The organism is Gammaproteobacteria bacterium (assembly GCA_015709615.1).
Lineage (GTDB): Bacteria > Pseudomonadota > Gammaproteobacteria > Burkholderiales > Nitrosomonadaceae > Nitrosomonas.
The window spans coordinates 1,052,378-1,073,980 of sequence record CP054179.1; the positions used below are offsets into that span (position 1 = coordinate 1,052,378).

The 21,603-nt window shown below is 50.9% G+C and carries 22 protein-coding genes and 1 pseudogene; 14 read left to right on the plus strand and 9 right to left on the minus strand.

Translation table 11 applies throughout. From position 1 onward, the window contains the following. Positions 1-137 precede the first annotated feature (137 nt). Both HRU77_05125 and HRU77_05130 read left to right on the plus strand, forming a co-directional pair. Complete coding sequence (locus tag HRU77_05125) at positions 138-938, plus strand: transposase family protein (GenBank protein ID QOJ20130.1); 801 nt, start codon at positions 138-140, stop codon at positions 936-938. Between the two features lie 263 nt (positions 939-1,201). After that, entirely contained in the window at positions 1,202-1,768 is a 567-nt protein-coding gene (locus HRU77_05130; protein ID QOJ22067.1) for a PEP-CTERM sorting domain-containing protein, read from the plus strand. 161 nt (positions 1,769-1,929) lie between these two features. Here HRU77_05130 and HRU77_05135 read toward each other — a convergent pair. Beyond that, positions 1,930-2,028 (minus strand): annotated as a pseudogene (locus HRU77_05135) (PEP-CTERM sorting domain-containing protein). Between the two features lie 1,165 nt (positions 2,029-3,193). On the opposite strand from HRU77_05135, the gene HRU77_05140 reads away from it, so the two are divergent. Together HRU77_05140 and HRU77_05145 are read left to right on the plus strand one after the other, a co-directional pair. Next, complete coding sequence (locus tag HRU77_05140) at positions 3,194-3,907, plus strand: TetR/AcrR family transcriptional regulator (protein ID QOJ20131.1); 714 nt, start codon at positions 3,194-3,196, stop codon at positions 3,905-3,907. Between the two features lie 3 nt (positions 3,908-3,910). After that, positions 3,911-4,972: a metal-dependent hydrolase gene (locus tag HRU77_05145; protein QOJ20132.1), complete on the plus strand. Its 1,062-nt coding sequence runs from the start codon at positions 3,911-3,913 to the stop codon at positions 4,970-4,972. Between the two features lie 104 nt (positions 4,973-5,076). Here the strand turns inward: HRU77_05145 and HRU77_05150 are convergent, their stop codons facing one another. Continuing rightward, positions 5,077-5,754, minus strand: coding sequence for an IS1595 family transposase (locus HRU77_05150; protein ID QOJ20133.1), 678 nt, complete (start codon positions 5,752-5,754; stop codon positions 5,077-5,079). Positions 5,755-5,856: 102 nt separating this feature from the next. Here HRU77_05150 and HRU77_05155 point away from each other — a divergent pair, with 102 nt between their 5' ends. Together HRU77_05155 and HRU77_05160 are read left to right on the plus strand one after the other, a co-directional pair. Next, positions 5,857-6,273, plus strand: coding sequence for a nucleotidyltransferase substrate binding protein (locus tag HRU77_05155; GenBank protein ID QOJ20134.1), 417 nt, complete (start codon positions 5,857-5,859; stop codon positions 6,271-6,273). Beyond that, the gene (locus HRU77_05160; protein ID QOJ20135.1) at positions 6,270-6,593 is read left to right on the plus strand and encodes a nucleotidyltransferase domain-containing protein; all 324 of its coding nucleotides are present in this window, start codon (positions 6,270-6,272) and stop codon (positions 6,591-6,593) included. The genes HRU77_05155 and HRU77_05160 overlap by 4 nt, the downstream gene beginning before the upstream one ends. A 52-nt stretch (positions 6,594-6,645) precedes the next feature. Here the strand turns inward: HRU77_05160 and HRU77_05165 are convergent, their stop codons facing one another. Beyond that, entirely contained in the window at positions 6,646-8,448 is a 1,803-nt protein-coding gene (locus HRU77_05165) for a glutamine--tRNA ligase/YqeY domain fusion protein (protein QOJ22068.1), read from the minus strand. Between the two features lie 140 nt (positions 8,449-8,588). Here HRU77_05165 and rplM point away from each other — a divergent pair, with 140 nt between their 5' ends. From rplM to erpA, 6 genes are all read left to right on the plus strand, one after another. Beyond that, a complete protein-coding gene (gene rplM, locus HRU77_05170) occupies positions 8,589-9,023 on the plus strand; it encodes a 50S ribosomal protein L13 (protein QOJ20136.1) in 435 nt (144 codons plus the stop codon). A 5-nt stretch (positions 9,024-9,028) separates the two neighbouring features. Continuing rightward, the gene (rpsI, locus tag HRU77_05175) at positions 9,029-9,421 is read left to right on the plus strand and encodes a 30S ribosomal protein S9 (GenBank protein ID QOJ20137.1); all 393 of its coding nucleotides are present in this window, start codon (positions 9,029-9,031) and stop codon (positions 9,419-9,421) included. A 106-nt stretch (positions 9,422-9,527) separates the two neighbouring features. After that, positions 9,528-10,556: an N-acetyl-gamma-glutamyl-phosphate reductase gene (locus HRU77_05180; GenBank protein QOJ20138.1), complete on the plus strand. Its 1,029-nt coding sequence runs from the start codon at positions 9,528-9,530 to the stop codon at positions 10,554-10,556. A 63-nt stretch (positions 10,557-10,619) separates the two neighbouring features. Next, complete coding sequence (locus tag HRU77_05185) at positions 10,620-11,354, plus strand: hypothetical protein (GenBank protein ID QOJ20139.1); 735 nt, start codon at positions 10,620-10,622, stop codon at positions 11,352-11,354. Between the two features lie 10 nt (positions 11,355-11,364). Beyond that, complete coding sequence (locus HRU77_05190; protein ID QOJ20140.1) at positions 11,365-11,823, plus strand: polymer-forming cytoskeletal protein; 459 nt, start codon at positions 11,365-11,367, stop codon at positions 11,821-11,823. A 67-nt stretch (positions 11,824-11,890) separates the two neighbouring features. Beyond that, positions 11,891-12,235 (plus strand): iron-sulfur cluster insertion protein ErpA, encoded by a 345-nt coding sequence (gene erpA, locus HRU77_05195; protein QOJ20141.1) that lies wholly within the window; start codon positions 11,891-11,893, stop codon positions 12,233-12,235. A gap of 33 nt (positions 12,236-12,268) precedes the next feature. Here erpA and HRU77_05200 read toward each other — a convergent pair whose 3' ends face one another. Further along, positions 12,269-13,342: an anhydro-N-acetylmuramic acid kinase gene (locus tag HRU77_05200; GenBank protein ID QOJ20142.1), complete on the minus strand. Its 1,074-nt coding sequence runs from the start codon at positions 13,340-13,342 to the stop codon at positions 12,269-12,271. Positions 13,343-13,467: 125 nt separating this feature from the next. Beyond that, positions 13,468-14,802 (minus strand): peptidoglycan DD-metalloendopeptidase family protein, encoded by a 1,335-nt coding sequence (locus HRU77_05205; protein ID QOJ20143.1) that lies wholly within the window; start codon positions 14,800-14,802, stop codon positions 13,468-13,470. 155 nt (positions 14,803-14,957) lie between these two features. On the opposite strand from HRU77_05205, the gene HRU77_05210 reads away from it, so the two are divergent. Together HRU77_05210 and HRU77_05215 are read left to right on the plus strand one after the other, a co-directional pair. Continuing rightward, entirely contained in the window at positions 14,958-16,160 is a 1,203-nt protein-coding gene (locus HRU77_05210) for a tyrosine--tRNA ligase (GenBank protein QOJ20144.1), read from the plus strand. Positions 16,161-16,424: 264 nt separating this feature from the next. After that, positions 16,425-17,795, plus strand: coding sequence for a DEAD/DEAH box helicase (locus tag HRU77_05215; protein QOJ20145.1), 1,371 nt, complete (start codon positions 16,425-16,427; stop codon positions 17,793-17,795). An 87-nt stretch (positions 17,796-17,882) separates the two neighbouring features. On the opposite strand, the gene HRU77_05220 is transcribed toward HRU77_05215, so the two are convergent. The 4 genes from HRU77_05220 to rfbA are packed head-to-tail and all read right to left on the minus strand — an operon-like array spanning position 17,883 to position 21,541. Next, complete coding sequence (locus tag HRU77_05220; GenBank protein QOJ20146.1) at positions 17,883-18,662, minus strand: alkaline phytoceramidase; 780 nt, start codon at positions 18,660-18,662, stop codon at positions 17,883-17,885. A 28-nt stretch (positions 18,663-18,690) separates the two neighbouring features. After that, complete coding sequence (gene radA, locus HRU77_05225) at positions 18,691-20,040, minus strand: DNA repair protein RadA (GenBank protein ID QOJ20147.1); 1,350 nt, start codon at positions 20,038-20,040, stop codon at positions 18,691-18,693. A gap of 12 nt (positions 20,041-20,052) precedes the next feature. Continuing rightward, entirely contained in the window at positions 20,053-20,601 is a 549-nt protein-coding gene (gene rfbC, locus HRU77_05230; protein ID QOJ20148.1) for a dTDP-4-dehydrorhamnose 3,5-epimerase, read from the minus strand. A gap of 22 nt (positions 20,602-20,623) precedes the next feature. Beyond that, positions 20,624-21,541 (minus strand): glucose-1-phosphate thymidylyltransferase RfbA, encoded by a 918-nt coding sequence (gene rfbA / locus HRU77_05235; protein ID QOJ20149.1) that lies wholly within the window; start codon positions 21,539-21,541, stop codon positions 20,624-20,626. Positions 21,542-21,603: the final 62 nt, after the last annotated feature.

Below are 21,603 nucleotides of genomic sequence, written 5' to 3' on the forward strand. Positions count from 1 at the left end.
TGTTTTTTCATACGCAAGTGTGAAGCATCGTTCACTTGTTCGACTTCTTGTCGTCCTACACGATTCGGAATCCTATCCGGGTGACCGATTTGTAAGAATTTCTAGCGTTGTTTACAGTATTCAGGAGAATACTGTAGATGAACATACACAAACGCACTCGTTTAACATTATTGGATCGTCAGGAAATCTGGCGGCTGTATCAAACCCGGTTGTGGAAGGTAGTTCAGCTGGCAGAACACTTCCACATCAGCCGTCCAACGATTTATGACGTACTGAAACGAGCCAGGCTACAGGAATTTACTCCGCGTAGCAGTACCAATCAGCGCTTCAAGACACTGCAGTATGGCCTCAAACGTTTGGCTAAAGTAGAGCAAACCATCCAGGAACGTCTCAAGCGCGAAGCGAAGCGCTATAACAAATCTTATCCGGGCGAGCTCGTTCACCTCGATACCAAGCGGCTTCCATTATTGAAAGGACAGTCTGCCAATAAACCTCGCGAGTACCTGTTTGTGGCCATCGATGATTTCTCCGGGGAATTCTTCCCCGATAAAACTCAATACAGCGCCGCTTGCTTTCTCATCGCTACTGTTGCCCAATGTCCTTATCAAATCGATTGCACTTATTCCGATAACGGCACGGAATTTAAAGGAACTGACGATCATGCTTTTGTCAAAGCTTGCAGGCAACACGGTATCGGTCAGAAGTTTACTCGCATCAATCGCCCACAGACCAACGGCAAAGCCGAGCGCGTGATCCGCACGCTCATGGACATGTGGCACAACAAATTCTGTTTTAAAGACACTGCTGACCGACGTATTCAACTTGTCCGTTTCATTAACTTCTACAACACCGTCAAACCCCATAAGAGTTTGTATAACGCAACCCCTTATGAAATACTCAATGCTTATTTCAATCAACCTCTCTGTAAACAACCCTGAGATTTCTTACACATCTCAAAAAAACAAATTGTTGGCGGTTATTGTTCCAGTTCTTTTTTAGAAATGACAAACTCTCAATAGACATAACGCACTGTACTGATTGGAAAATACCGCTTGCAATTGACCGGCAGCGGGCATACCATGCCAATGAAACCGGCTATCGGCAAGGACCGGTTTTGGCAAGCTTTCTGCCTTTTAAATAACAGGAGAATAGTATGAAAACAACACACTCTTTTAAACACGCAATCGCGGCAGGTTTTTTAATGGGTGCAGCATCCGCTGCGAGCGCCGCACCGACCGTGATCGGCTTCGAGGAGTTCGGTAATGTCGGTGTCAGCGGTCCTACCGTCACGACCGAATATCCGGGCGTGGTATTTTCATCCACAGGATCGAACGTCAATATCGTTACCAGCCAGGCCGGCATTGGTGACGGATTGAATTTCTTGTGCACCGGCAGCCCCGGCATTAATTGCGTGGGCGAAACGATTCTGAATTTCACCAACCCGGTATCCGACGTGTCTTTCTTAGCCGTCGGTAGCAATAATGCAGGTGTTCAGGCGTTAGTGGATGTTTTCGTCAACGGTGCTTTCGCCGCGACGAACAATATCACGGTAGGCGGTATATTTAATACTCCGGATCTGGTCGATCTGTCCGCATTTAATAACGTGACTTCGATCCGTATTTACAACATTACCGATGGCGGCGGTCTGGGCTGGGATAATTTCACTTATATTTCCGCCGTTCCGGAAGCGGAAACCTACGCCATGCTGTTGCTTGGTCTAGGTTTAGTGGGATTTATGGCGCATCGCAGAAAAGAAGTATCTGCATAACTCATCTAAACTCGTCTATTCAAATCCACAAACGGGAGCTTATGCTCCCGTTTTTTGTTGATGGAACTGTAACCGCCGGTGCGATACATCGATACGACAGTGAGTTGCATAAAAAAACCCCGCCACTCGGACGGGGTTGCTCGAAACATGGCTGAATCCGTTTAAACGGTTTTCTTTCCGCGCCGCGCCATGAAACCGATCAATCCTAAACCGGCGAGCAGCATGGCGTAGGTTTCCGGTTCTGGAACAGCGGTCACTTGATCGAAATTGATATTATCGATTCCCACATTCCAATCGTTATAACCGAAGCGGATCGACACAGGACCTGCAAATGTCAGGTTCGGCGTGAACGTGCTGTGCGTGCCGCCAGCTCCCAGAATAGTGACCGGCGAGTAATCAAGCAAAATGGTATTGCTGGTGCCGTCCAGAATGCGCACTTGAGAATTAGGATGATCGACACCAGGATAGCCGGCTAGATCAAAGCTGTTCAGACGAATTGCCCAACCGGGTTCCGGCACCAGGGTAATTTCCGCGAAAGCATCGCCCGAGGTTACAGGAAAAGCAACCTTAAACAAATCGCCATAACTTGTATGCCAGAAGTCCAGATTATTGTAAGCCACTGTATTGGTGCTGATTTGCCATGTGCGGTACTCGGTCGTCACATTGGGTGTATAGCCGTTACCCATCAGGTATGACCCTACCGCGTCGCTTGCGGCGCTCACATTATCGCCGTAGCTTCCAGGAATATCACTATAATCCAGTGGGTCTGGATTCAAATCAAAAGTCAGAACGGTGGCTTGCGCCGATGCCGCGAGCAACACGCCCGCTCCCGTCAGCATCGTTTGCAATAAAAGCGATTGAGCTTTCATGATGTATTTCTCCTCATTCATAAAATGGATGTGGTGAGTATTCATTGCGTCGAAGTTGAACGATCAACAAACCACTCGGCTCATCCGAAATATAACTACAGTAAAAAATCTTCTTGTTTTTGTGCACGGCATCTTGTGTCCAATCTCACGACAATCATGCGAAATAAATTATACATTCATCAGGTTATGACTGTGTAAGAAAAAACCGGTGTTCGCTTATGGAAACGCTGATTAATTGACTACACGAGTGAATCACTTCGTTGCGCGGTACTCGCTCCCTCGCCTATCTTGCTGATATGTCTCGGTTGCTGTGTTCCGTGCGCCTCGTGCTTCATCTCGTTCGTCCAATTAATCAGTGCTTCCTTATCGGAAGATAATGCACAAAAATACGCGCACACCCATAATTATCATTAAAGCAGAAGGGTAACCATAGTAAGCATTTCCCTTTCTCCCGGGATGGTTGTCATGCTTTCGGGTAGCGCAGCGTTTTGAGTATGTTATAGTGACACCGGCAACGCATCATGCCACTCCTATTAACGCTATATGGAGGATCACGATGAAGAAAAGCAAATCCGAGTTACGCGAAGCGATTGTGGATATGGCCATTACCATCGCGGAACGTACCAACTGGGAAGCAGTTCGTTTGTTTGACGTAGCCACTGAACTGAATATTACGTTGGACGACATCCGCGTTTATTTCCGCGAAAAGGAGGATCTGGTCGACGCCTGGTTTGACCGGGCCGACAGTGAGATGCTCAAGGCTGCGGAAACGGTGGAATTCCTCTCATTGCCGTCGCGCGAACGATTACAACATCTCATCATGGCCTGGCTCGATGCCTTGGCCGCGCACCGCAAGGTCACGCGGCAGATGATCGGCGCCAAGCTGGAACCCGGCCACTTGCACATCCAGATTCCCGCCATCATGCGTGTCAGCCGCACCGTGCAATGGCTGCGCGAAGCTGCGCAACGCGACGCCACCTTCGTGCGCCGCGCGCTGGAAGAAACCGCGCTGACGACAATCTATCTCGCAACTTTCGCCTACTGGATGCAGGACGATTCGGAAAATTCGCAGAACACGCGCGAGTTTTTGGCGCACAAGCTGAAAATGGCCGAATCGCTCGATCACTTAGTCTATAAAGAAGCACCGCACCCGGAAACTACATTCGGCACGGATACGGAAACTCAGACCGCTCATACCATTCCGCTAGCCATTGAACCTGCGCCATCGATAGAACCGGTTACACACGCACGGCATGCCAAGTCCGACTAAACTGTGGACCCCATCACACATGCGCTAAGCGGCGCTTTGCTGGCGCGTGCCGCCGCGCCTGTATCACCAACACATCCGGAACAGACCAGCTTGCCGCTGCGCTTGCAAGTGGCCGCCGGTTTCGCCGCCGCGGCATTCCCCGATGTGGATCTTGCGCTACGCTTGATCGATACGCTGACGTACCTGAACTGGCACCAGGGACCGACGCACTCACTGATCCTGCTGCCGCTTTGGGCATGGTTGCTTGCATGGCTGTTCGCATGGCTGAGCCGCATGCGCTACGCTTGGAAATCATTTTATCGGCTCGCGTGTCTGGGCATCGCCATCCATATCGCTGGGGATTTGATCACATCGTACGGGTTGATGCTGTTTGCACCGTTTTCCACTCAGCGTTTTTCACTGCCATTGGTATTTGTCATCGATCTGTGGTTCAGTTTGATCATCATCACCGGTCTGATCGCTTCATGGCGTTATCCGCAACGCGGAATCCCGGCTATCGCGGCATTGCTGGTGTTATGCGGCTATGTCATCTTCTTGTTCACGTTGCACCAGCAAGCCGCCGCCATCGCCGCTCGCCACGCCGAGTCGCGAACCATTTCACACCCGCAGATCGACGTGCTGCCACAGCCGCTCTCGCCGTTTCATTGGAAAATCATCATCCGCGACCGCGAAACTTATCATGTGACGGATATCGATCTATGGGATTCCGGCGGACAACAACAAAGCAACACCGACGCATGGCTCCTGTCAAAAATATCCGCCGCCTACCGGCCGGTCACAGCAAACAACTGGATAATTCAACCAGAATTCGGCAACGATCCGGTCAACAGCACATTAATCCGTGAAGCTTGGCTGGCGCCCGCTTTCGCCCCTTTCCGCGCTTTCGCGCAGTTTCCGGTATTGGATTCCGTGGATACGCAAGAACAGAAATTTTGCGCCTGGTTCTACGACCTGCGCTTCAAATTCCCGGCACTGCCGCCGTCGTTCCGCTACGGTGCATGTCGAGAAAACGATCAGGCCGATTGGCGGATGGTACGGCAGCGGGGATTGTTTTATATTGATTGAATAAGAATAATTTGATAAAAATTGAAAAACTTCCCGCTCATCAATAGACTGTTTACATGATTAGCCGTGGTTTATCGATGAATTAACAATAGGGTCTTAGGAAGTTAAAGCGGGTTTAAACGTAACAATTTAAGAATTTCATGATAGAGATTATCACGGCGATGATTAAAACGAAATTCGGTTTCTTTCAAGTGCAGGTAGAAAGTATGTTCGGGCACACCATTGAACTTGGCCAAACGTCTTTTAGCAAAACTCCAGAAAGACTCGATACCATTAATATGCCGCTCGCCACTGGCAAACTCATTGTCACCATGGTGAACCCTGAAGTGCTTATCAAAGCCGATATCGACCAATCCGTCATAACCACGCCATCCATCGGAATGGATTACGGTATCGGGCGCTACATGCCCACGGATAATGGCTTGCAATGTCGCTTTAGAGCAATCTGGAACAATCTCTGTATAAACTTTTCCTTGGCGTTTAAGCACACCAAAGACTATTGTTTTGCCATAAGCGCCCCGCCCCCTTTTACCCCTGACTCGCTGGACACCAAAGTAAGACTCATCAACTTCTACAGAACCTTGCAGAGGGGATTCAAGTTCGCAATTCTGGGCAATTCGCTGTCGTATTTTAAGATAAATGGTATTGACGGATCGGATAGAAATGCCGGTCAATTGGGCTGTGTCAGTAGCAGTAAAATCCATCGAAAAACATCGAATAAGTTGCCTGAATTTTGCTTCTCTGATTCGAGAACGAAAATAGTATCTGTTTTTAGCATTCATCTCAGAAAGTTAGCACACTTTAGTAAGTGCTTAACTTCCTAAGACCCAACAATATTAGCGATATATCATCTTCCCTGTATTCAGAAAATCAATTACTTTTCAATGAATTCACTCAACACGGATTATTTTGAACGCTGTATCGCTACTCTGAGCCGGGCTTTCAACGGTTTGAATCAGTATCCGCGAGACGATGACATGTACGATATTTATCGTGCGGCTTGCGTCAAGGAATTTGGAATCATTCTGGAGCAAACCGGCAAGCTGCTGAGAAAATGCTTGAAACCGTATTTCGCTTCCAGCAAACAAGCCGATCAGTTGATGTTCAAGGATATTTTCCGTCAAGCGGCGAAACATGGGTTAATTACCCTTGATGAAGCCGAGCGCTGGCTGGTTTACCGGAATAACCGTAACGATACCGCGCATGATTACGACGAGGGCTTTGCCAATCAAACGTTGGCGTTGCTGCCGCAGTTCATCGAGGATGCCCGCCGCATCCCCGAAGTTTTCCGGCGGCAATGACGACACCCCGGCTTCTTCTACGCGAACGTGACCGTCAGCGGTTGATAGCGCTTCTGAATGCATATTTGCCGGACATAACCGCTTGGGCTTATGGTTCGCGAGTTAACGGCACCGCGCATGATGCCAGCGACCTTGATCTGGTATTACGTTCAGCAGATCTAAGCCCGATTCCCGCCGGTGAATTCGAAAGTTTCTTGCAAGCATTGCGCGAATCTAATATTCCAATCCTGATTGAAGCCCGCGATTGGGCAAGGCTACCCTCCGCATTTCATCAAGAAATCCTGAAAAAATATGTGGTAGTTCGAACGGGCAATGCTTGAACGTTTCCGGCTTAGTTAGCGGTTTTGTCACACCAAAACCGCTGGTTCCATGCTAAGACCCGGCAATCTTCCCCCACGAATCGCGCAACGTCACCGAACGGTTGAATACCGGCTTGCCGGGCTTCATGTCGATGCGGTCGGCGACGAAGTAGCCGTTGCGTTCGAACTGGAAGCTTTGTTCGGGCTGCGCGTCGCACAAAGCGGATTCGACATAGGCGCTGATGATTTGTTTAGAGTCGGGATTCAATGCGGTTTTGTAGTCCTTGCCGCCGCTGTCCGGATGCGGATCGGTGAATAGCCGGTCGTACAAGCGTACTTCCGCCGGTTGTGCGTATCCGGCGGATAACCAATGGATATTGCCTTTGACTTTGCGGCTGTCCGCGCCGGGCGTTCCGCTTTTGGTCTCGGGATCGTAGGTGCAGTGGATCGCCTCGATTTCGCCTTGCGCATTTTTATCGACCTGCACGCATTTGACGATGAAGGCGTAACGCAAACGCACTTCCGCACCCGGCGACAAACGGAAATAGCCTTTGGCGGGCACTTCCATAAAATCGTCGCGTTCAATGTACAGCACTTTGGAAAACGGAATCGTGCGTTTGCCCCATTCCGGTTTTTGCGGGTGATTCGGCGCCAAGCAATCCTCCTGCTGCCCTTCCGGATAATTATCGATGATCAGCTTCAGCGGCTTGAGAATGGCAACGCGGCGCGGTGCATGCTCGTTCAAGTCTTCGCGCAAACAATCTTCCAGCACGCTCATGTCGATCCACGAATCCGCTTTGCTGATGCCGATGCGCTCGGCAAACAAGCGGATTGCGCGCGGCGTAAACCCGCGGCGGCGCACACCAACCAAGGTGCTCAGGCGTGGATCATCCCAGCCGTCGACCAGTTTATTTTCCACCAGCTCAATCAATTTACGCTTGCTCATCACGGTGTACGTCAGATTGAGCCGGGCAAATTCGATTTGCTGCGGGTGGCATGGCACCTTATCCGCCAGCTGATCGAGCACCCAATCGTACAACGGCCGGTGATCCTCAAATTCCAAAGTACATAGAGAATGCGTGATTTTTTCCAGTGCGTCGGATATGCAATGCGTGTAGTCGTACATCGGGTAAATGCACCACTGATCGCCGGTGCGCTGATGATGCACGTGGCGGATGCGGTAAATCACCGGATCGCGCATGTTGATATTGGGCGACGCCATATCGATCTTGGCGCGCAACACGTATTGCCCGTCGGCAAATTCACCCGCTTTCATGCGGCGGAATAAATCGAGATTCTCGGCAACCGGCCGGTCGCGGTAAGGACTGTTTCTGCCGGGATTCGTTAATGTGCCGCGATACTCGCGGATTTCCTCGGCGGATAAACTCTCGACATAGGCTTTGCCTTGCGTAATCAAATATTCTGCGAATTCATAGAGCTGGTCGAAATAGTCCGATGAGTAATACAGATGCTTGCCCCAGTCAAAACCCAACCAGGCCACATTGTCGCAAATCGAATCGACGTATTCCTGCGCTTCCTTCTCCGGATTGGTATCGTCGAAACGTAAATGGCACACGCCGTTGTAATCGTGCGCAATCCCGAAATTCAGGCAAATGCTCTTGGCATGACCGATATGCAAATAGCCGTTCGGTTCCGGCGGGAAGCGCGTTTCCACCCGCCCGCCCCATTTGCCGGTGCGATTATCGTCGTCGATGATATTGCGGATGAAATTGGCCGGGGTTGTCGATACAGCGGACGAATTAGTTTCAGGTTTGTCTTTCAAAGCGAATCTCTCGGCATGTTTATAATTGATACTCAAATCGAAGCGAACATCTTCAATTGATGAGATTATAGCGGCGATTGGCTTAAAATCCATCATCCTTAAGCAAATCCCATCCGCTCCGGATCATGCAAAAATACGCCAACCCGGCAAAAAACAACGTATTTTGAATTTGACTTTTGTTGATGCCTGACTTAAAATTCGCGGCTCTTTTTGAATACGCAGGACAGGTTTTTGTGAAAACATTTTCAGCCAAACCGCACGAAGTAAATCATGATTGGTTTGTCATCGATGCGACCGACAAAGTATTGGGCCGCCTTGCTTCGCAGATCGCTCATCGCTTACGCGGCAAACACAAGCCAATTTATACACCGCATGTCGATACCGGCGACTATATCATCGTAGTCAACGCCGATAAATTGCGTGTAACGGGTAATAAAGCCGAAGATAAGATATATTATCGCCATAGCGGCTATCCAGGCGGGATCTATGCGACCAGCTTCAAGAAAATGCATGCGCGTTTCCCGACACGGCCGCTTGAAAAGGCCGTCAAAGGCATGTTGCCTAAAGGTCCGTTAGGATACGCGATGATAAAGAAATTAAAAATATATGCCGGCGATACGCATCCTCACGCCGCGCAACAACCTAAACCACTCGAAATCAGAGCTTAATATCCATGGCTACTCAATATAATTATGGTACCGGCCGGCGTAAAAGCGCGGTTGCGCGTGTTTTCATCAAACCCGGAAAAGGTGCGATCGTCATCAATAACAAACCGATTGATGAATATTTTTCCCGCGAAACGGGCCGCATGATCGCAAGACAACCGTTGGAACTTACAAATAATGCCAATACTTTTGATATTATGGTGAATATTCATGGTGGCGGTGAATCGGGTCAAGCGGGTGCTGTACGTCATGGTATTACACGTGCTTTGATTGACTACGATGCAACTTTAAAGTCAGCCCTTAGCAAAGCAGGATTGGTTACCCGCGATGCACGTGAAGTAGAAAGGAAAAAAGTAGGCTTGCGGAAAGCCCGGCGACGCAAACAATTCTCTAAACGATAATTTTTTATTCGCTGGAATTATCAAAAAGCCGCCTCTTTCCGGGCGGCTTTTTTATTGGATATCAGGCAAACAAAACCAATACCGAGGAAATATAACAGGAGTTGCAATGATCAATGTCGGCATTATCGGTGGAACCGGGTACACAGGTGTGGAGCTATTGCGTTTGTTGGCGCAGCATCCCAAAGTAAAGATCAAGGCCATTACCTCGCGCGGCGAAGCGGGCATGAGTGTTGCGGATTTATTCACCAATCTGCGCGGACATATCGACCTCAAATTCAGCGATCCGGCTGATGCCAAACTCACCAAGTGCGACCTGGTTTTTTTTGCCACACCGAACGGTATTGCCATGCAACAAGCGGAATCCCTGCTGAAAGCCGGCGTCAAAGTGATCGATCTGGCGGCTGATTTCCGCATCAAGGATGTCGCCGAGTGGGAAAAATGGTACGGCATGCAGCATGCCTGCCCTGATCTGGTAGCAGAAGCGGTATATGGTTTACCGGAAATCAACCGCGAACAAGTAAAGAACGCGCGTTTGATCGCCAATCCTGGATGCTATCCGACGGCGGTGCAACTGGGCTTCCTGCCGCTGATCGAAGCCGGTGTCATCGATATCAAGCACTTGATCGCCGACGTCAAATCCGGTGTGTCCGGCGCGGGACGGAAAGCCGAGGTGCATACCTTGCACGCCGAAGCATCGGATAATTTCAAAGCTTATGGCGTTCCGGGGCACCGGCATCTGCCCGAAATCAAACAAGGTCTTTCCAATGTCGCCCAGAAACCTGTCGGCTTAACGTTTGTTCCGCACCTGGTACCGATGATCCGCGGCATTCATGCGACACTGTACGCCAAGCTGACAAAAAACATCGACTTGCAAGCACTGTATGAGAAACGCTACCAGAATGAAGCGTTCGTCGACGTGCTGCCCGCTGGCAGGCATCCGGAAACCCGTTCTGTGCGCGGCTCGAATTTGTGCCGTATCGCCGTGCATCAACCGCAAAACAGCGACACGGTCGTAGTTCTCTCGGTCACCGACAATCTGGTCAAAGGCGCAGCCGGTCAAGCGATACAGAATATGAACATCATGTTCGGCTTGCCGGAAACCCTCGGCATCCATCAGGTTCCTCTGCTGCCTTGAGCATGCATTCTACGCCGATTATCAGGCGCGGATAGATCGAATACTAATCGGTGAGGTATCGCAGTGTTAAAGCTTTTTCAAAAAAAACCTCAGATTCTGTCTCCGCGCGTTGTAGTCCGCCCGCGCCGTTCATGGCAATTCTATTTGTTCACCGCTGTTACAGTCTGCGCTTTGCTGGCACTGCTTTCTTGGGGCATGTATGAAGCCGGCAGGCAATCGGTAAACGATCACAACGATACCATCGAGGAAAAATCAACGTATTTATTCGATCCGGGCAGTTGCCGGCAGACCAAAAAGCAGCAATTGTGCACTCAGATCGGCGATCTGACTCAGCAATTGCAAATCGGCACAACCGCCAACGAGAATCTCGCCGAAGAAGTAAAGTCGCTGGCCAGCGAAAATGATCAATTAAAAGAAAAGCTGGTATTTTTCCAGCATCTGGTCGCCAGCAACACCAAAAGCGGGATCTCCATTTACCAATTCAATCTGCAAGAAACGGAAACAGCGGGGAAATACCGTTACGCGCTGACCCTCATTCAGGGCGGGGAAAGACCAAGCGACTTCAAGGGAAGCTTGCGGTTCAAGGTCAAATTGACACAGAATGGACAAAGCAAAGCAGTCCCCCTTACCAACAAGAACGCCAAGCAGGATTTCCCTGTTCATTTCAAGTTTTTCCATCGGCTGGAAGAAAACTTTCAAGTCGCGCCGGATACCACGGTAGAAAATATTCAAGTACAGATTTATAAAAATGGCGACAAAAAACCGTTTGTAACTAAAACTGTCCAACCGGCATCGTGAAGGAGAAAAAATGTTCGGCCGAAAAAAGAAAAACCAGCTCCACCATCATATCGATACCTTGATTGGGGCAAACACAACCATCACCGGCGATATTCATTTTACCGGCGGCTTGCGGGTCGACGGGCAGGTCACGGGTAACGTCCTGTCGGCGGACGACGAGCAAAGTACGCTGGTATTGAGTAACGAAGGCAGCATCAAAGGTAAAATAAAGGCCGCCAACGTCGTCATTAACGGCACTGTCATCGGTCCGATCGATGCGCCGGGCTATTTGGAATTACAGGAGAAAGCCAAGGTCTATGGAGATATGCAGTACGGTTCGATAGAAATACAGCTGGGCGCTTCCGTCGACGGCAAAATGATCCACCACAATAAACCGGAAACCGGAAATGCGCAGCAAGCCGAGAAGATGATAACATTACTGCCACCCTCGGCCGATCAGCCGCACCTCTCAAGCGAAAAAGAGGCATGAGCGATAAGATCACAGCGCATCGGCGGCAATATCTATGCAATACTGATTAATGATGGCAGAAACGATTATGAATACTGAAAATAGCGTCCCGATTTTATTTACTGAAAACGCCGCCACAAAAGTTAAGCAACTGATCGAAGAAGAAGGTAATCCGAATCTAAAACTTCGCGTCTTTATCAGCGGCGGCGGCTGCTCCGGCTTCCAGTATGGTTTTACCTTCGATGAAACGATCAACGAAGATGACACCGTCACGGAAAAAAACGGTGTCCAGCTGCTGGTCGACCCGATGAGTTTCCAATATCTGATCGGTGCCGAAATCGATTATCAGGAAAACATACAAGGTGCCCAATTCGTCATCAAAAACCCGGGCGCCACCAGCACCTGCGGTTGCGGCTCATCGTTTTCGGTATGAATTTCACATGGTGTTTCTGATCAGATCGCAAACTCAAGCAGGATAAATCGCGCCTAAAATCCGGTTGCCTCTGGCGCCGGTGACTTCCGCCAGGCTACCCATTTTCCGCTCCAGCGTCTGCTGCGCCAGCCAGGCAAAAGCGTAAGCTTCCACCCAATCCGCCGCTACACCCAGCCGATCGGTCAACGCCACAATTTTTCCCGGCAGATTATCGATCAAGCGGTTCAACAACACCTGGTTATGCGCCCCGCCACCACAGAGATAGACTTCATCAGCGGATGGGCAATGTTCCATGATCGCCTGGGCAATCGTGGTGACTGTGAATTGCAGCAGAGTCGCCTGCACATCCTGCGGTGCTTCAATGCCGCGCAACTTGCTTTCCAGCCAATGGGTATTGAACAAATCGCGCCCGGTACTTTTGGGCGGCTGACGAATGAAAAAATCTTCGGCCAAAAAATCCTTCAGCAAAGCAGCAATAACCCGGCCGGTAGCAGCCCATTGTCCGTCTTTATCGAAAGGTTTTCCGGTATGACGCAAGCACCACGCATCCATCAATAGATTGCCCGGACCGCAATCGAAGCCGATGACCGGTTTGGCGGGATCAAGGCTGGTGATGTTCGCGATGCCGCCGATATTGGCGATCACCCGATGATGTGTTGCGTGTTTAAAAGCAGCAGCATGAAATGCCGGAACCAGCGGAGCACCCTGTCCTCCCGCTGCGATATCGCGGCTGCGGAAATCCGCAACAACGGTAATCCGTGTCAATTCCGCCAACAAGGCCGCATTGATGAGCTGGATGGTATAGTGTCTGCCTGGTTCGGGGCAATGACGAACCGTTTGACCGTGACATCCGATAGCGCTGACCTGCTGCACCACCACACCGGCTTTTTCCAGCAAATCCATTGTTGCTTGCGCGTAAAGCCGCGACAACCGGTTACTCAATAGCGCGGCACGATCCAATTCATCGTGACCGGGATGGTGCAGCGCCAATAATTGCTCGCGCAATCCAGCGTCATAAGGACAAAAGTGGGTTTGCAGCAGTACCGAGGTAGTCTGGCCGAAATCAACCAGAGCGGCGTCCACGCCGTCCAGACTGGTGCCCGACATGATGCCAATAACGTAAACCGGTTCCAATGACTTGTTATGACTTTAGCGAAGAGGTGCCATTACTGCGGAGAAGAGGTCACCAAGGATTCATGCTGATAAACCGCTTGGTGACCAAAGCGGCCTCATTATTCCAATGAAGCGAGATGAATATTGCGCATGATGTTTAATCGCGCCACCAGAGCGTGTGTTTCTTTTTGGAAGTTGTTCAAATCGCGTTTTGCAATCGGCGGAGCGGACGGCAGAACCACTTTGGCCGGATCACGTTGCACACCGTCAACGCGCAATTCGTAATGCAAATGCGGACCGGTTGCCATACCCGTCGAACCGACATAACCGATTACGTCGCCTTGATTGACACGCTTGCCTTTACCCATTCCACTGGCAAAGCGCGATAAATGCCCATACGCTGATTCGAACTTGCCGTTATGTTTCAGCACCACCAGATTACCGTATCCTTTTTGTGACCCCGAGAATGCGATGATGCCATTAGCCGTCGCTCGCACCGGAGTACCCGTAGGCGCGGCATAATCGATGCCTTTGTGTGCGCGCCATTCTTTCAGGATAGGATGATAACGCGCATGGGTGAAACCCGAAGTGACACGGGAAAATGCGAGCGGCGACAGCAGGAATGCCTTGCGTAAGCTTTCCCCTTCCGGCGTATAGTAGCCATCCGCGCCATTCGACGCTTTGAAATAAATCGCTTGATGCGATTTTCCTTTATTGACGAACTCAGCCGCTAAAACTCGGCCGGTTTTGGTGCGTTTGCCGTTATCGTTGGCAAACGTTTCATACACCACGGTAAAACGATCGCCCTGACGCAAGTCGCGATAGAAATCAATTTCCGATGCAAATATCTCGGTCAGCTGCATCGCAATATTGTTCGGTATGCCGGCATGATCGGTCGCGGCAAACAGCGAGCTGTTAATCTCACCGGATTTCATATGAATACGCGTATCCAGCTCGACCGGCTGTTCGCTCATCTTAAATTCATCATCCGTTTTTTCCATCAGGAACAGCTCTTCGTTGCCGAAGAAATAACGCAACGTCAATAATTCACCATCGGCCGTGGTTTGCGCATAAACGGTCTGCCCCGGTTTCAGCTGGCGCATTGCGCGGCTTCCACGCGCCGCTTGTAAAAAATCCGTCGAGTCCTGATCGCTGACATCCAGGCGGTTTAAAATGGCGGCAATGGTATCGCCGCGGCGAATGTTTTCCTGGCGCCAGAAAGTCTGATTGTTCTGTGTTTCGGCGATTGCTTCCGGAATGGATAAATCGAGCACAACCTCTTCAATTTGAACTTCTTCAAAAACAGGTGAATTAGGTGCGATGCCGAATGCCGTAAAGATGCCGAACAGTGGAATGCTGGATAAAGTTACCAGCCAGTGAATTGATTTTTTTGTTAGTTTTGATGATTTTTGAGCTAGAATCCTTTGTTTACTGCTAATAAGCGTATTTAGCATCTATGAAGTACCTCCAGTCATTTGTCTCATTTTTGCAAACAGGCGCGAGTCTAACATGAAAATAGTTTATTTGTACTAGGAAACAACCAATTTTGTACTGAAAAATTATTTCAAATTACAAGAAGTTCAATAAAAATCATTAATTTAGCATTATCGTGAAAAAATCAATATTATCTGATCTTGAAATTATAAAACGCGGCAGTCACGAACTATTGGTAGAAACAGAACTGGAAAGTAAGCTTATTTCCGGAAATCCGTTGCGTGTTAAAGCGGGTTTCGATCCGACCGCACCCGACCTGCACCTGGGTCATACGGTTTTACTGAACAAGTTGCGCCAGTTGCAGGAAATGGGACATCACATCCTATTTCTGATCGGCGATTTCACCGGCATGATCGGCGACCCCAGCGGAAAAAACAGCACCCGCCCGCCGTTGACGCGCGAACAAGTCGCGGAAAATGCCAAATCCTATACCACGCAGGTTTTCAAAATTCTCAAACCGGAACAAACCGAAGTCGTATTCAATTCCACCTGGATGGACAAACTGAATGCCGCCGGTCTGATCAAACTGGCCGCCACGCATACCGTCGCACGCATGCTCGAGCGCGACGATTTTGACAAGCGCTACCGCAACAACCAGGCGATCGCCATCCATGAATTTCTTTACCCGCTCATTCAAGGTTACGATTCGGTGGCACTCAAAGCCGATTTGGAACTGGGCGGCACCGATCAGAAATTCAACCTGTTGATGGGCAGGGAATTGCAAAAGCACTTCGGGCAATCGCAGCAATGCATTCTAACCATGCCGCTGCTGGAAGGACTGGACGGTATCAACAAAATGTCCAAATCGCTGAATAATTATGTCGGCATCACGGAAAGTCCCAACGAAATTTTCGGCAAATTGATGTCGGTATCCGATCAACTGATGTGGCGCTATCTCGAATTGCTGTCTTTCGAGTCGCTGCAAACCATCCGCGCATGGCGGGAGGAAGTCGAAGCAGGCCGCAATCCGCGCGATATCAAAGTCAAGCTCGCGCAGGAAATCGTTGCGCGCTTCCACAGCCAGAAGGACGCCGAAGCCGCATTAGCGGATTTTGAAGCACGCTTTAGACACGGTGCGCTACCCGATGAAATACCGGAAAAAATCATTCAGACGCCGGACAGCGAAATCGCATTGGTGCAACTATTAAAACAAACCGGTTTAACCGCGAGCACCAGCGAAGCGCTGCGCATGATCGAGCAAGGCGCGGTCAAATTGGACGGCGAAAAAGTTGAAGACAAATCCACCAAAATTAAACAGGGAGCATCCGTCGTCATCCAGGTTGGCAAACGAAAGTTCGCCAAAGCCATCATTCGATAACTTACCGGCAGTAAATAATTTGCATGCCTGAGAAGAACCCGCTATACTGCGCGGCCTGAGTTGATCAGAATTTTTAATCTGATCAACTTTTCTGGTCTCATCGTTCCTGGCCTCTCCTTAATTTTTCAAGTTTTTCCGGAAAATGTGCAACAACTTTGGTTAGCGGCGATGCTTTATTAATGCGCTTGCAAGGTTATGCACCATCACCGTTTTGGCAATGTTTTCTTGCCCGCGCGTTCTATTTCACTTTTTTAGGAAATCAACGTGTCTTTTGAAGATTTAAATCTACACCCTTCTATTATCAAAGCCATTAGCGAAGCGGGATATACCGCTCCGACCCCGATTCAAAAACAAGCGATTCCCGAATTAATCGCCGGTCACGATGTGATGGCCAGCGCGCAAACCGGAACCGGCAAAACCGCAGCCTTCATGCTGCCGGCATTGCATCTGCTGGCGACACCATCGCAAGCACGCAGCCGCGGGCCGCGCATTCTGGTGCTGACACCGACTCGCGAACTGGCCTTACAAGTTTCCGAAGCAGCCAAAAAATATGGCAAATACCTGCCGCGCATCAATGTCGTCAGCATTTTGGGCGGCATGCCGTATCCGTTGCAAAATAAACTGCTGTCGCAACCGGTCGACATCCTGGTCGCTACCCCCGGCCGATTGATCGACCACATTCAACGCGGCCGCATCGATTTCAAACGCTTGCAAATGCTCGTGCTCGACGAAGCCGACCGGATGCTGGATATGGGCTTCATCGAAGACGTCGAAACCATTGCTGCCGCAACACCGGCTACGCGCCAAACCTTGCTGTTTTCCGCCACATTGGATAACGCCATCGACAAAGTCGCCGTAAAATTGCTGAAAACACCGCAACGCATTCAAGTGGCAACACAAAAAGCCAAGCTCGATAACATCGAACAACGGCTACATTACGCCGACGACATGTCGCACAAAAACCGCCTGCTCGATCATGTGCTGCGCGATGAAAAAGTCAAACAAGCGATCGTTTTCACAGCGACCAAACGCGATGCGGACACCTTGGCCGATAATTTATATGCGCAAGGCTTTTCAGCCGCAGCATTACACGGCGATATGAATCAGCGTGAACGCACCCGCACATTGAAACGGCTCCGCAGCGGCGGCTTGCAAGTACTGGTGGCAACCGATGTCGCTGCGCGCGGTATCGACGTGGCCGATATCACCCACGTGATCAACTTCGATCTCCCCAAATTTGCCGAAGATTATGTGCACCGCATTGGCCGTACAGGCCGCGCAGGCGCATCCGGCATTGCCGTTTCGTTCGCATCCAATAAAGATAGCGCGCATCTGTCGAAAATCGAACGCTACACCGGTCAGCGCATCGCGTCGCACATCATTCCCGGCTTGGAACCGCGCATCAAACCGCGTTTCCAAAGTAACGGACCGAAAAGCGCTCCCAGCGTGACACAAAAACGCAAGCGTTCACCCTTCGCTGGCAACGACAACCGCCCCGGCTTCGGCGCGGCCAACGAATCCAGCAGAGCCCGCAGCGGACAACGCGGCCGCTCGTTCGATCAGGAAAATCGCGGCAATTCTTTCCGCAGTAATAACGGCAACAAAGCTGGTTTTCAGTTTGCACGCACGAAGTAACCGCATTTAAAATCCTTTGCTCCGCAATAGCGGGGCAAAGGATTTATCACATTACATTTTCTCAACATCAGCACGCGCTTATTAACATCACTTCACCGTCTCTCTTTTCCGCAACACCCGCACAATCCCATAAGCCGCATACGCTGCAATCAGATGCTTGAGTGTGTGACCGCTGATTAAGCCATCTGTCCAGGTAAAAATTTCCCCATCGAGCATTTCCGCCGCTTTCGCCAACGCATACCATGCGATCACCTGAAAAACACCATTGCCATGCGTGTAACGCGAGGGAAAGCAAAAGCTGATCCAGACGATCAGCAGGATCGAGTAAAACTGCATGACGATATAAAAGTTCAGGTTGCCCGCACCTTGCTGCTCAGTCCAATACCAATACAGCACGCTCAACACCGCCAAAACCACCAGCAGCGGTAACAGCCACAATCCGACCGTCAAGCTGATGCGGTCGGCGATGGTTGCGGACAGCAATGCAGCGATGGCGATGACAATGGGTAACCGGTCCCACAATAAATGTTCGATATCCGGTGTCCAGTGGTAGTGAATGGAACCGAACGCAGCGGACGTGATGCTCACAAACAGCACACAGTACGGCCAGCTTTCCTTGCGATCCTGGAACGTGGTTTGCGTGGGACTGCGATGAACCTGCCATAAAAACACCAAACCGGCGCTGCCGCTCAACAAAAAAGCCAGGTTGGAAATAACGTCGTTGAAGTTGGGAATGCCGAAGAAACTGCGCCGGTCGGCGAAATGATGATATTCGGCGGGTTGTGCAACCGGCGGCAGTAGCATCGCGGCGATGACGACCAGAATCGACGTTCCTGCAAGTAACCAAAGATGGTTATTTGATTTCATCCATTTGTACCGGGGTTTTCCGGTTTTATCAATGCATATGCGCTACCGCATCCCGTATCCGCGCCACCGGAATGACGTTCATACCGGCGATCGCTTGTTTGGGCTTGTTCGCCAACGGGATAATGGCCTGTTTGAAACCCAGTTTCGCCGCTTCCTTGAGCCGTTCCTGTCCGCGCTGCACGGGACGGATTTCACCAGCCAGGCCGACTTCGCCGATGACGATCATTTTTTCCGCCAGCGGTTTGTTTTTCAGCGACGACACCACCGCCAGCAAAACCGCCAGATCAGCGCCGGGTTCGGTGATTTTGACGCCGCCGACAGCATTGACGAACACATCCTGGTCATAGCAGGGAATACCGGCATGGCGATGCAAAACCGCCAGCAGCATCGCCAGGCGGTTTTGTTCCAGTCCGACGCATAAGCGCCGCGGGCTGGGCGAGCGCGCTTCATCGACCAGCGCTTGAATCTCCACCAGCAGCGGACGCGTGCCCTCTTGCGTCACCATGATGCACGAGCCGGGTACTTGCGTGTCGTGATGCGACAGAAACAACGCCGACGGATTCTTGACCTCGCGCAAGCCTTTCTCGCCCATCGCGAATACACCCAACTCGTTGACCGCGCCGAAGCGGTTCTTGAACGCGCGGATCATGCGGAAGCTGGAGTGCATGTCGCCCTCGAAATACAGCACGGTATCTACCATGTGCTCCAGCACGCGCGGACCGGCCAGCGCACCTTCCTTGGTGACATGACCGACCAGAATGATGCAGGTGCCGCTCGATTTCGCCAGACGCGTCAATTGCGCCGCGCATTCGCGCACCTGCGCGACCGATCCCGGTGCGGATTGCAATGCTTCCGAATAAACCGTTTGGATCGAATCGATCACCGCTACCGACGGTTTGCGCTCAGCAAGCACTGCTTGGATTTTTTCCAGCTGAATTTCGGCGTACAGATCGACCGACCGCACATCAAGCGCAAGGCGTTTGGCGCGCAACGCCACTTGCTGCGCCGATTCCTCACCGCTGACGTACAACACGGGATGTTGCGCCGACATGAAAGACAGCGCTTGCAGTAGCAACGTCGATTTACCGATGCCCGGATCGCCGCCCAACAGCACCACACCGCCCTGCACGATACCGCCGCCGAGCACCCGGTCCAATTCCTCGATACCGGTGGGATAACGGGGTTCTTCGCGCGCTTCGATAGTACTTAAATTTTGTACTTGGCCGGTTTCGGACACCGGACTGAAACGCGATACGGATTTTTCCGCGATGGTTTCGACCAGCGTATTCCAGGCTTGGCAATGCGGGCACTGGCCTTGCCATTTCAGGGTTTGGCCGCCGCACTCGGTACAGGAATAAACTGTTTTCTGTTTGGCCATTTTAAAAGTCTGCTAATCGTAGACTTCGGCTGCGGCAAACCTCGCTCCGCGCGCGTCTTTTTCGGACAAAACCGGTTCCCCGGTAATTGGCCAGGCGATGCCGAGCGTGGAATCGTTCCACACGATGCAACGCTCGTATTCAGGCGCCCAATAATCGGTGGTGTTGTACAAAAACTCGGCGCTATCGGATAACACCACGAATCCATGCGCAAAGCCCGGCGGAACCCATAACTGCTTTTTGTTCTCGGCACTGAGGATCTCCCCTACCCATTGCCCGAAAGACGGCGAAGAGCGGCGAAGATCGACCGCGACATCGAACACTTCACCCACCACCACGCGCACCAGTTTTCCCTGCGCCTGCCGGATCTGATAGTGCAAGCCGCGCAATACATGGCACGCGGAACGCGAGTGATTGCTTTGCACGAAAGTTACTTTCTTGCCGACCGCAGCATCGAATTCGCGCTGATTAAAACTTTCAAAGAAGAAACCGCGTTCGTCGCCGAAAACGCGCGGCTCCAGCAGCAAAACATCGGGAATGGTAAGCGGCGTAGACTTTAGCATGACATGTTCATTCGAATATTGATCAGAATTCGCGTTTCAGCACTTGCAGCAGATACTGGCCATAGCCATTCTTGGCCAGCGGCAGCGCCAATTGCTCGAGTTGCGTCGCATCGATCCAGCCTTGGCGCAGCGCAATTTCCTCCGGACAGGCGATTTTCAGCCCCTGCCGGTGCTCGATGGTGGCGACGAATTGACCCGCATCGAGCAGCGATTCATGCGTGCCGGTATCCAGCCAGGCATAGCCGCGCCCCATAATTTCCACGCTCAGCGCGTCATGCTCCAGATAAATGCGATTCAAATCAGTTATTTCCAGTTCGTTGCGCGCCGACGGCCTCAAGCTTTTGGCGTAATCCACCACATGCGCATCGTAAAAATACAAACCGGTCACGGCGTAATGCGATTTCGGCTGTTCAGGTTTCTCTTCCAGATTCACGACCTTGCCGCCGGCATCGAATTCAACCACACCGTAACGCTCCGGATCGTGCACGTGGTAGGCGAAAACGCTGGCGCCTTGCGTGCGTTGCATGGCGCTCAGCAACAAATGATGAAAATCATGTCCGTAAAAAATATTGTCGCCCAGAACCAATGCCGAATTATCGTTGCCGATGAACGATTCGCCGATCAGAAAAGCCTGCGCCAAACCGTCCGGAGACGGTTGCTCGGCGTATGAAATATTCAACCCCCATTGGCTTCCGTCACGTAACAATTCCTGAAAATTGCCGACATCGCGCGGTGTTGAAATCACCAGAATATCCTGAATTCCGGCCAGCATCAGCGTGCTGAGCGGATAGTAAATCATCGGCTTGTCGAATACCGGCAACAGTTGCTTGGATACCGTCTGCGTCACCGGATAAAGCCGTGTTCCGGAACCGCCGGCCAGCACAATGCCTTTTCTTTGCGGCAATGCGGATTGCCTAGGGGAAGTTTTGCAATGGGGCATAAATCAATTACGAAGAAGATAATCCCATCAATGAATTGCTTTCATCAAGATCAGCACATTAA

Bases quoted from the DNA above. Each gene is read 5' to 3' on its own strand.
- HRU77_05125 (QOJ20130.1), top strand. From the start codon at position 138: ATGAACATACACAAACGCACTCGTTTAACATTATTGGATCGTCAGGAA.
- HRU77_05130 (QOJ22067.1), top strand. From the start codon at position 1,202: ATGGGTGCAGCATCCGCTGCGAGCGCCGCACCGACCGTGATCGGCTTC.
- HRU77_05140 (QOJ20131.1), top strand. From the start codon at position 3,194: ATGAAGAAAAGCAAATCCGAGTTACGCGAAGCGATTGTGGATATGGCC.
- HRU77_05150 (QOJ20133.1), bottom strand. From the start codon at position 5,754: ATGAATGCTAAAAACAGATACTATTTTCGTTCTCGAATCAGAGAAGCA.
- HRU77_05155 (QOJ20134.1), top strand. From the start codon at position 5,857: ATGAATTCACTCAACACGGATTATTTTGAACGCTGTATCGCTACTCTG.
- HRU77_05160 (QOJ20135.1), top strand. From the start codon at position 6,270: ATGACGACACCCCGGCTTCTTCTACGCGAACGTGACCGTCAGCGGTTG.
- HRU77_05165 (QOJ22068.1), bottom strand. From the start codon at position 8,448: ATGGATTTTAAGCCAATCGCCGCTATAATCTCATCAATTGAAGATGTT.
- rpsI (QOJ20137.1), top strand. From the start codon at position 9,029: ATGGCTACTCAATATAATTATGGTACCGGCCGGCGTAAAAGCGCGGTT.
- HRU77_05180 (QOJ20138.1), top strand. From the start codon at position 9,528: ATGATCAATGTCGGCATTATCGGTGGAACCGGGTACACAGGTGTGGAG.
- HRU77_05190 (QOJ20140.1), top strand. From the start codon at position 11,365: ATGTTCGGCCGAAAAAAGAAAAACCAGCTCCACCATCATATCGATACC.
- erpA (QOJ20141.1), top strand. From the start codon at position 11,891: ATGAATACTGAAAATAGCGTCCCGATTTTATTTACTGAAAACGCCGCC.
- HRU77_05200 (QOJ20142.1), bottom strand. From the start codon at position 13,342: ATGTCGGGCACCAGTCTGGACGGCGTGGACGCCGCTCTGGTTGATTTC.
- HRU77_05205 (QOJ20143.1), bottom strand. From the start codon at position 14,802: ATGCTAAATACGCTTATTAGCAGTAAACAAAGGATTCTAGCTCAAAAA.
- HRU77_05220 (QOJ20146.1), bottom strand. From the start codon at position 18,662: ATGAAATCAAATAACCATCTTTGGTTACTTGCAGGAACGTCGATTCTG.
- radA (QOJ20147.1), bottom strand. From the start codon at position 20,040: ATGGCCAAACAGAAAACAGTTTATTCCTGTACCGAGTGCGGCGGCCAA.
- rfbC (QOJ20148.1), bottom strand. From the start codon at position 20,601: ATGCTAAAGTCTACGCCGCTTACCATTCCCGATGTTTTGCTGCTGGAG.
- rfbA (QOJ20149.1), bottom strand. From the start codon at position 21,541: ATGCCCCATTGCAAAACTTCCCCTAGGCAATCCGCATTGCCGCAAAGA.